Genomic DNA, 7,204 nt, shown 5'->3' with positions numbered 1-7,204 from the left:
GGGTTGCGCCGCAGGCGATGGCGGAGCGCCGCCGGCGCGATCCGGCGGACGTGATCGACGGTCACGTCGTGCGTGCCGTCGAGCGCGGCGAGCGCGCGGGCGGTGCGCATCAGGGTCAACTCGCCGCGCAACCCGTCGGTGCCGAGCGCGAGGCAGAGTCGCGCGCAGGCCTCCAGCACCGCGTCGGGGATCGTCACGGCCGGAAGCCGCTCGCGCGCGAGGGTGATCTGCTTGGCCTGCGCCCGCTCCGCCTTGCTGTACGTGGCGCAGAACGCGGCCGGGTCGCGCTCGTAGGCGTCGCGGCGGCGGACCACGTCGATGCGGGTCGCGATGTCCGTCGGCGTCGCCACCTCGACGGCGAGGCCGAACCGGTCGAGGAGTTGGGGCCGCAGCTCCCCCTCCTCCGGGTTGCCGGAGCCGACGAGCACGAAGCGCGCCGGGTGGCGGATCGACAGGCCCTCGCGTTCGACGGTGTTGACCCCGCTCGCGGCCACGTCGAGCAGCAGGTCGACGAGGTGGTCCTCCAGCAGGTTGACCTCGTCGATGTAGAGGAAGCCGCGGTTGGCCCGCGCCAGCAACCCTGGCTCGAACGCCTTCTCGCCGAGCGCCAGCGCCCGCTGCAGGTCGAGCGCGCCGACGACCCGGTCCTCCGTCGCGCCGAGCGGCAAATCGACCACCGGCACCGGCACGAGGGCGCTCTTCCGCTCGGGTTTCCCCACGCAATGCGGGCACGCCTCGGCGGGCGCCGCCGGATCGCAGGCATAGGGGCATCCGACGACGGCCCGCATCCGCGGCAGCAGGCCGGCCAGCGCCCGGATGGCGGTGGACTTGCCGGTCCCGCGGTCGCCGAACACCAGCACGCCCCCCACCGACGGGTCGACCGCCGCGATCAGCAGCGCCTGACGCATCTCGTCCTGGGCGACGATGGCGGTGAAGGGGAAGGTTGTCACGCGTTCGGGACTCGACGATTCGAGGGTGTGGTCACGCCGATTCATCACCCGGGAGGGCAGAGGCCGGCGGTGCGATCGAGAATGGCACCCAAGCCTTCGAAACGCACGGGGCGTTCCCATTTGACGCTGCGGGCCGCCGCATCCCCACACCGCTTAAGTCAGTCGCGGGTCCCCTCCCCATGGGAGAGGGGCCGCCCGGAGCTTTCAACGCGCCATCCGGTGCCCGAGCGCGTCCCCTACTCCGCCGCCACCCGTTCCAGTCCGATCCGCCCCCAGATCGCGGCGAGTGCCCCGACCAGATGCTCGATGTCGGCGTCCGTGTGCAGCGGAGACGGGGTGATGCGCAGGCGCTCGGTGCCGCGGGCGACGGTCGGGTAGTTGATCGGCTGCACGTAGATGCCGAACTCGTCGAGCAGGGTGTCGGAGATCGCCTTGCACAGCACCGGGTCGCAGACCATCACCGGGACGATGTGGCTGTCGTTCGGCAGGTAGGGGATGCCGGCCGCGTCCAGGCGCTCGCGCACCCGCTGCACCCGCTCCTGGTGGCGGGCGCGCTCGACGCCGCTCTGCTTGAGGTGGCGGATGCTGGCGGCCGCGCCCGCCGCCACCGCCGGCGGCAGCGAAGTGGTGAAGATGAAGCCCGAGGCGAAGCTGCGGACGAAGTCGCACAGCTTCTCGCTCGCGGTGATGTAGCCGCCATGGACCGCGAAGGCCTTGCCCAGCGTCCCCTCGATCACGTCGAGGCGGTGGGCCAGCCCCATGCGCTCCGACATGCCGCCGCCGCGCGCGCCGTAGAGGCCGACGGCGTGGACCTCGTCGAGGTAGGTGAGCGCACCGTGCGCCTCGGCCACGTCGCAGATCTCGTCGATCGGGGCGATGTCGCCGTCCATCGAGTAGACCGATTCGAAGGCCACGAGCTTCGGCCTGCCGGGCTCGATCATCCGCAGCTTGCGGTCGAGGTCCTCCGGGTCGTTGTGGCGGAAGATCTGGCGCTCGGCGCGGCTCGCGCGGATGCCCTCGATCATCGAGGCGTGGTTCTCGGAATCGGAAAGGATCACGCAACCGGGCAGCTTCGCACCGAGCGTGCCAAGCGCCGCCCAGTTCGAGACGTAGCCGGAGGTGAACAGCAGGGCCGCCTCCTTGCCGTGGAGGTCGGCGAGCTCGCGCTCCAGCAGCACGTGGTAATGGTTGGTACCGGAGATGTTGCGGGTGCCGCCGGCGCCCGCGCCGCAGCGGTCGAGCGCTTCGTGCATGGCCGCGAGCACGTCCGGGTGCTGGCCCATGCCGAGGTAGTCGTTCGAGCACCAGACCGTGACGGGCTTCTCGCCCTCCGGGCTGTGGTGGGTCGCGTGCGGGAAGCGCCCGTTCTGACGTTCGAGATCGGTGAAGACGCGGTAGCGGCCTTCCCGGTGCAAGTTCTGAAGCTCGGCGCCGAAGAACGCTTCGTAATCCATCGCTCGTCTCCCCATCCTCGTTACAATCGCGCGGGTTCTCCCGCGTCAGGCCGCGTCACGCCGGCCCGGCTCGGCCGGCACCGGTGTCGTCGCGGTCGCGGCGGAGGCCGCGACCTTCGGCGGTAGGCTCCAGTTCCACAGGGCGGCCGCGGGCAGCGGCAGCATCAGGAACCAGTGCTCGAGGGTCGCCAGACCCATCAGCGTGGTGAGGATGGTGAAGCCGACCATTGCGTGCGGCGTGATCGGCTCGGCGAGCGCCACCTGCCCCAGGAGCACGACGACCACGGTGGCGACGCTGACCGACACCGGGAACAGCAGGTTCATCGGCCGCTTCGTCAGGTAGCAGCCGAGATAGGACAGGTGATCGGGCAGGAACTCGGCGTTGAGGTTGCGCACCCCGAGGAACAGGTTCAGCCGGGCGCTGAGGTTCATTCCCCACAGGACGCAGTAGGTCCACAGGGCGAATTTCTGCGGCGCGTTCCAGGTGAGCGCGAGGACCGCCAGCGCGCCGAGCACGATGGCGAGCTCGTGCCACAGGCTCGTGGCCACCGCCGCCCGGAACTTCTCGATGCCGCGGGCCCCCGGCCGGCACGCCTCGGGGCGCGGGCCGGTGACGAAGCCCATGTAGTAGCTCATCTCCTGCCAGCCCCAGACCAGCAGCGCACCGGTGAAGGCGGTGTAGGCCCCCCGTTCCGTCGCGTCGCCGGCGCTCGCGCCGATCGCGTAGAGCGCCGCCAGCAGCACCGCGGTGCCGCCGGCCATGCTCCACGGGAAGGTGCGGCGCGGCAGGTGATCGAGCAGGATGATCACCCCGGTGGAGAACCACCAGATCGCCACCGCATAGAGGGCCGGAACCGCGTAGGGCGACATCGCCGACCCGCTACCACACCGGCTCGAGGCGGATGTCGGCGGGCATCGCGTTGTCCAGGGTCGGCAGCAGGTAGAGCCGCCCGAAGGTGACCGCCGCCCGCGCGACCTGCACGCCGCGCTTGAGCGTGCCGACAACGCCGCCCTGCGCCCGCGCCTCGGCGATCTTCACCGAGCAGTCGAGCAGGGTGTCGAGCCGCTGCTTGAACTTGGGGTTGTCGAGGTCGAGCGTCAGCGGGAAGGTCTGCTTCGAGATTTCCGAGGTGATGCGGAAGACGGTGAAGTCGTAATCCGACGGATCGACCCCGAGCGCGGCGTGGAAGGCCGGGCGGCAATGGTCGCGGACGTACATCGTCGCGAACACGGCCAGCAGGAAGAACTTGATCCAGTAGCGGTTCAGCCCCTGCGTCAGCTTCGGGTTGGCGCGCATCAGGAGCGCAAAGGCCTCGCCGTGGCGGAACTCGTCGTTGCACCACTTCTCGAACCACTTGAAGATCGGGTGGATGCGCCGCTCGGGGTGCTTCTCCAGCTCCCGGAAGATGGTGATGTAGCGCGCGTAGCCGATCTTCTCCGACAGGTAGGTCGCATAGAAGATGAACTTCGGGCGGAAGAACGTATACTTCTTCGACTTCGTCAGAAAGCCGAGGTCGACGCCGATGCCGAAGTCCTTCAGCGTGTCGTTGATGAAGCCGGCGTGGCGCGCCTCGTCGCGGCTCATGAAGCCGAACAGCTCCTTGATGTCTTTGTTCTTGGCGCGCTTGCGCATCTCGGCGTAGAGCACGCAGCCCGAGAACTCGGCCGTGATCGAGGAGACCAGGAAGTCGAGAAACTCCTTCCGGAGCTCGGGCTCCATCTGCGACAGGTCGCAGTCGAAGTCGGCGTTGCGGGTGAAGTGCCGCTTGTTCGGGTCGGAGCGCAGCTCCTCGATCAGCACGTCCCACTCGGCCCGGACCGGCTCGACGTTCGTGCGGTCGAGTTCCGCGAAGTCGGTGGTGTAGAAGCGCGGGCTGAGGAAGGTCGTCTCCTGCGCGGACTTGGTCGATTCGTTGACCGGACGGTTGGGCAGCGGATGCCTGACGGGAGCGTTCAAAGCTTCCTCCTCTCGCTGAAGCTGACTTCGTAGAGTTCGGTCAGTTCGAGATGGCCGGCGAGCTTGGTCCAGAGCCGCTCGATCCGCCCGGCCCGCGTCACCGTCGCGGTGCGGCGGACGACGAGGCGCTCGCCGTAGGGCACCGAGGTCGGCGCATCGTGGACTTGGACCTCGTCGCCAGGCTCGATCTCGAAGTCGGCGTCGAGGCTGACGTGGGCGTGCAGGCTCTCGGGCGTCTGCTCGATCTCGACGGTGCAGGGCACCTCGACCGTGCGGCGGCCGTTCAAAAATCCGATCATCGCGGGACGCTCACGTCGGGAAGGGCGTTGCCGGGCAGCAGCTTGGCGAAGGCGAGGGCATTGGTCGGGCCGAAGGCGCCCATGTTGACGCTGCGGCCCGTGACCTCGTCGATCAGGGCGAGGGATCCGTCGTCGTAACGGGTCAGGCGGAACGGCTCGGCCGAGGTCAGGCCGGCGCGCAGGCGCGACTGACCGAAGCTGCGCAGGGTCGCGCGGACGAAGTTGTCCTGGCCGGGCTCGACGGTCTCGATCAGCCGCGCGTTCGCGGCATCCTCGATCCGGATCGATCCGTCCGCGCGGTCCAGCACGCGGAGGGAGACGGAGGCGACCGGCTTGCCGCCGGGATTGCCGCTTAGGCCGATGCCTTCGGTGCGCCCGACCATCACCGCCAGCATGGTGAAGCCGAGCAGCGCACCGGCTCCGATCAGTGCGAGCGCCGGGACCGGCCCGCTCTCCGCAACCTCAGCCATCGGCTTCCCTCACCGTCATCCGGACCGATCCTCGCGTCGGCACCGTGTGGTGCCTGGCCACGGGGCCGTCTCGTTGGCGTCAGGTTAACCGGTGTCAAGCGCGCTTGACAATCCTGGTTTTGGATTTTTCGAACTCGTTTTTTGTTCGGATGATCAAGTCCTTGTTCGGGAACGACCTTTTCTGGAAAAACCAACGCCCGCCCCGGCATGTCGGCCGGGACGGGCGTTGAGGGTCTTGCGTCTTCGAAGGCATGGGAGGCTCGCGTGGTTCAGCGCGCGCCGACGGCGACGAGGCGGGGCTGGCGCGAAGCGGCCTGCGGGCGGGCGACGAGGATCGGCAGCGCCGACTCCTCCTCCGGCGCTCGGGCGGCGACGATCGCCCGGCCCAGGATGGCGGCCACCGCGGCCGCATCGGGCACCGAGCGCAGCATCGGCTGCGGCTCGATCACGCGCCAGGGGCGCGCATGCGGCCACAGGTGCAGGTAGGCGACGCGGGTGCCCGCGCTCAGCCGGAGCGGCAGGTCGCCGGTGCCGTCGGCGAAGCTGTGCAGCGCGGCGTCCTCCACCTGCGCCAGCGGCAGGTTGAAGGTGACGGGGATCGCGATGCCGATCCGCATCACCACGCGGCGGTTGGTGATGGTGTAGGTGGTGGTCCAGGAGGCGAGCCAGCCGAGCCCGCCGACGACGACGAGCGCCGCGGCGCAGGCGGCGAAGGTCGGCCACGAGGCCTTGAGGCCGGCCAGCACCGCCCCGTCGAGGGCGGCCGGCAGGATGGTCCAGGCGGCGAGCACCGCGAACCACAGCACCACGAACCCGCCGTGCATCGGGCGCGCCGCCATGCCGAAGGCCGTCGGCCGGCCCTGCCAGAGGATGTGCTCGCCCGGCGGCAGCGCCTCGGGCAGGCCTTCCGGGATGCGGTCGTCGACGACCGTGTCGTCTTGGCTGGTGTCGTGGATCCGGCGGTCGCTCATATCAGGGTCTCCGCGCGCTGGGGTGTGGCGTACAGGGTGCCGGCGCCGAAGTAGGCGATGATCTTCTCCTCCTCGAGGAGCGTCACCGCGTCGGGGTCGGCGTGGGGGGGGATGTCGGCGAACTGGCGGGCCAGCAGCGCCTCGGTCTTCACGGTGCGCGAGAACCGGCCGGTGCGGCAGAAGGTGACCGGCATCAGCACCCGGCGCGCCCCGGCGCCGAGCTCGACCTCGTAGTAGCGGGCGAAGCTCTCGCCGCGGTCGATCCAGATGTCCGACACCGTTCCGGCGACTTGGCTGTCGGCGCCGAAGACGCTCATGCCGATCGGGTTCGGGCCGTCCTCGTGGACCATGAAGTGGGTCGCGACCCGCAACGGCACGATCCGCTTCTGGCCGTCGAAGGTGTGGTCGAACGCGTCGTCGCGGCTCACCCAGGAGCCGGGGCCGACATGGGCGAACATCGGGTCGGCGCCGGTCGGCTCCAGCGGGGCGCCCGGCCAGGGCTCGCGCTTGCGGCCCTCGAAGTTGCGGTCGGGCACCATGTCGGCCTGCGGGGCCTGCTTGATCTTGCCGTCGGCGAGGTGGAACAGCTTCGGCGACGGGATCAGGATCGGGTCGGGGCTCTTGAGCCGGCCCGTCACCTCGGCCTCGAGCGGATAGCCCTCGCGCCGGTCCTCGCGGCGGAGCCAGAAGACTAGGCCGAAGAAGAACAGGAAGAAGGCGTAGAGGACGATCTGCGCGACGTCGACGTAGCCGGTCAGTGCGCCCGTGGGCAGTGCTCCAGGTGACATGGCGATCTCCCGACGGTCAGGTTGACGAAGTGGACAGCGCGGACAGGGATCGGACCCTGGACGCCGGTTGCAGACTGCGGTCGCGGACGAGCGGACCGATCGCGACGAGCGTCGCGAACAGCAGCGCGATCTCGATGTGGTAGACGATCAGGTAGCCGATCGAGGGGTCGCTCATCGCCTCGCCGAGCGCCCCCGATGCCGCCAGGCTCGAGCCGGCGTCGCGCACATCGTCCTCTACGCCTTCTTCCTGTTCTTCTTCGGCCTAGTCTTCTGGCTCCGCCGCGAGGACCGGCGCGAGGGCTATCCGCTCGAGGC

General features: G+C 69.7%; 8 protein-coding genes and 2 pseudogenes. 1 reads left to right on the top strand and 9 read right to left on the bottom strand.

The window, feature by feature from the left end; all coding sequences use genetic code 11:
* The 9 genes and pseudogenes from bchI to FV222_RS13030 form a co-directional block, all read right to left on the bottom strand.
* On the bottom strand, positions 1-950 hold a 950-nt coding region (gene bchI / locus FV222_RS13070; protein ID WP_147814571.1), incomplete at its 3' end, for a magnesium chelatase ATPase subunit I.
* Between the two features lie 236 nt (positions 951-1,186).
* On the bottom strand, positions 1,187-2,404 hold the full coding sequence (hemA, locus tag FV222_RS13065) for a 5-aminolevulinate synthase (protein WP_147763707.1): 1,218 nt from the start codon (positions 2,402-2,404) through the stop codon (positions 1,187-1,189).
* A 45-nt stretch (positions 2,405-2,449) separates the two neighbouring features.
* Entirely contained in the window at positions 2,450-3,274 is an 825-nt protein-coding gene (gene puhE, locus FV222_RS13060; protein ID WP_147814569.1) for a putative photosynthetic complex assembly protein PuhE, read from the bottom strand.
* Positions 3,275-3,284: 10 nt separating this feature from the next.
* Positions 3,285-4,337 carry a magnesium-protoporphyrin IX monomethyl ester (oxidative) cyclase gene (gene acsF / locus FV222_RS13055; RefSeq protein WP_187277324.1) on the bottom strand — a complete coding sequence of 351 codons (1,053 nt, stop codon included), beginning with the start codon at positions 4,335-4,337 and terminating at the stop codon, positions 3,285-3,287.
* Positions 4,338-4,357: 20 nt separating this feature from the next.
* The gene (locus FV222_RS13050; protein WP_187273562.1) at positions 4,358-4,660 is read right to left on the bottom strand and encodes a hypothetical protein; all 303 of its coding nucleotides are present in this window, start codon (positions 4,658-4,660) and stop codon (positions 4,358-4,360) included.
* Complete coding sequence (puhC, locus tag FV222_RS13045) at positions 4,657-5,130, bottom strand: photosynthetic complex assembly protein PuhC (protein WP_147752946.1); 474 nt, start codon at positions 5,128-5,130, stop codon at positions 4,657-4,659. Before puhC ends, FV222_RS13050 begins: the two co-directional genes overlap by 4 nt.
* A gap of 269 nt (positions 5,131-5,399) precedes the next feature.
* On the bottom strand, positions 5,400-6,101 hold the full coding sequence (gene puhB / locus FV222_RS13040) for a photosynthetic complex putative assembly protein PuhB (RefSeq protein ID WP_147814565.1): 702 nt from the start codon (positions 6,099-6,101) through the stop codon (positions 5,400-5,402).
* On the bottom strand, positions 6,098-6,874 hold the full coding sequence (puhA, locus tag FV222_RS13035; protein ID WP_147752952.1) for a photosynthetic reaction center subunit H: 777 nt from the start codon (positions 6,872-6,874) through the stop codon (positions 6,098-6,100). Before puhA ends, puhB begins: the two co-directional genes overlap by 4 nt.
* A 31-nt stretch (positions 6,875-6,905) precedes the next feature.
* Positions 6,906-7,115 (bottom strand): annotated as a pseudogene (locus FV222_RS13030) (MFS transporter); the annotation flags it as partial.
* Here FV222_RS13030 and FV222_RS13025 point away from each other — a divergent pair.
* Positions 7,116-7,204 (top strand): annotated as a pseudogene (locus tag FV222_RS13025) (photosynthetic reaction center subunit H); the annotation flags it as partial.

Source organism: Methylobacterium sp. WL103 (assembly GCF_008039885.1).
In the GTDB taxonomy this organism is placed as follows: Bacteria; Pseudomonadota; Alphaproteobacteria; order Rhizobiales; family Beijerinckiaceae; genus Methylobacterium; species Methylobacterium cerastii.
The sequence above is the reverse complement of the archived record's forward strand: the minus strand, read 5'-3'. Positions and strand labels throughout refer to the sequence as shown.

What these genes read in the sequence shown, in the direction of transcription:
- puhB (WP_147814565.1), bottom strand. Translation starts at nt 6,101, where the DNA reads ATGAGCGACCGCCGGATCCACGACACCAGCCAAGACGACACGGTCGTC.
- puhC (WP_147752946.1), bottom strand. Translation starts at nt 5,130, where the DNA reads ATGGCTGAGGTTGCGGAGAGCGGGCCGGTCCCGGCGCTCGCACTGATC.
- FV222_RS13050 (WP_187273562.1), bottom strand. Translation starts at nt 4,660, where the DNA reads ATGATCGGATTTTTGAACGGCCGCCGCACGGTCGAGGTGCCCTGCACC.
- puhE (WP_147814569.1), bottom strand. Translation starts at nt 3,274, where the DNA reads ATGTCGCCCTACGCGGTTCCGGCCCTCTATGCGGTGGCGATCTGGTGG.
- hemA (WP_147763707.1), bottom strand. Translation starts at nt 2,404, where the DNA reads ATGGATTACGAAGCGTTCTTCGGCGCCGAGCTTCAGAACTTGCACCGG.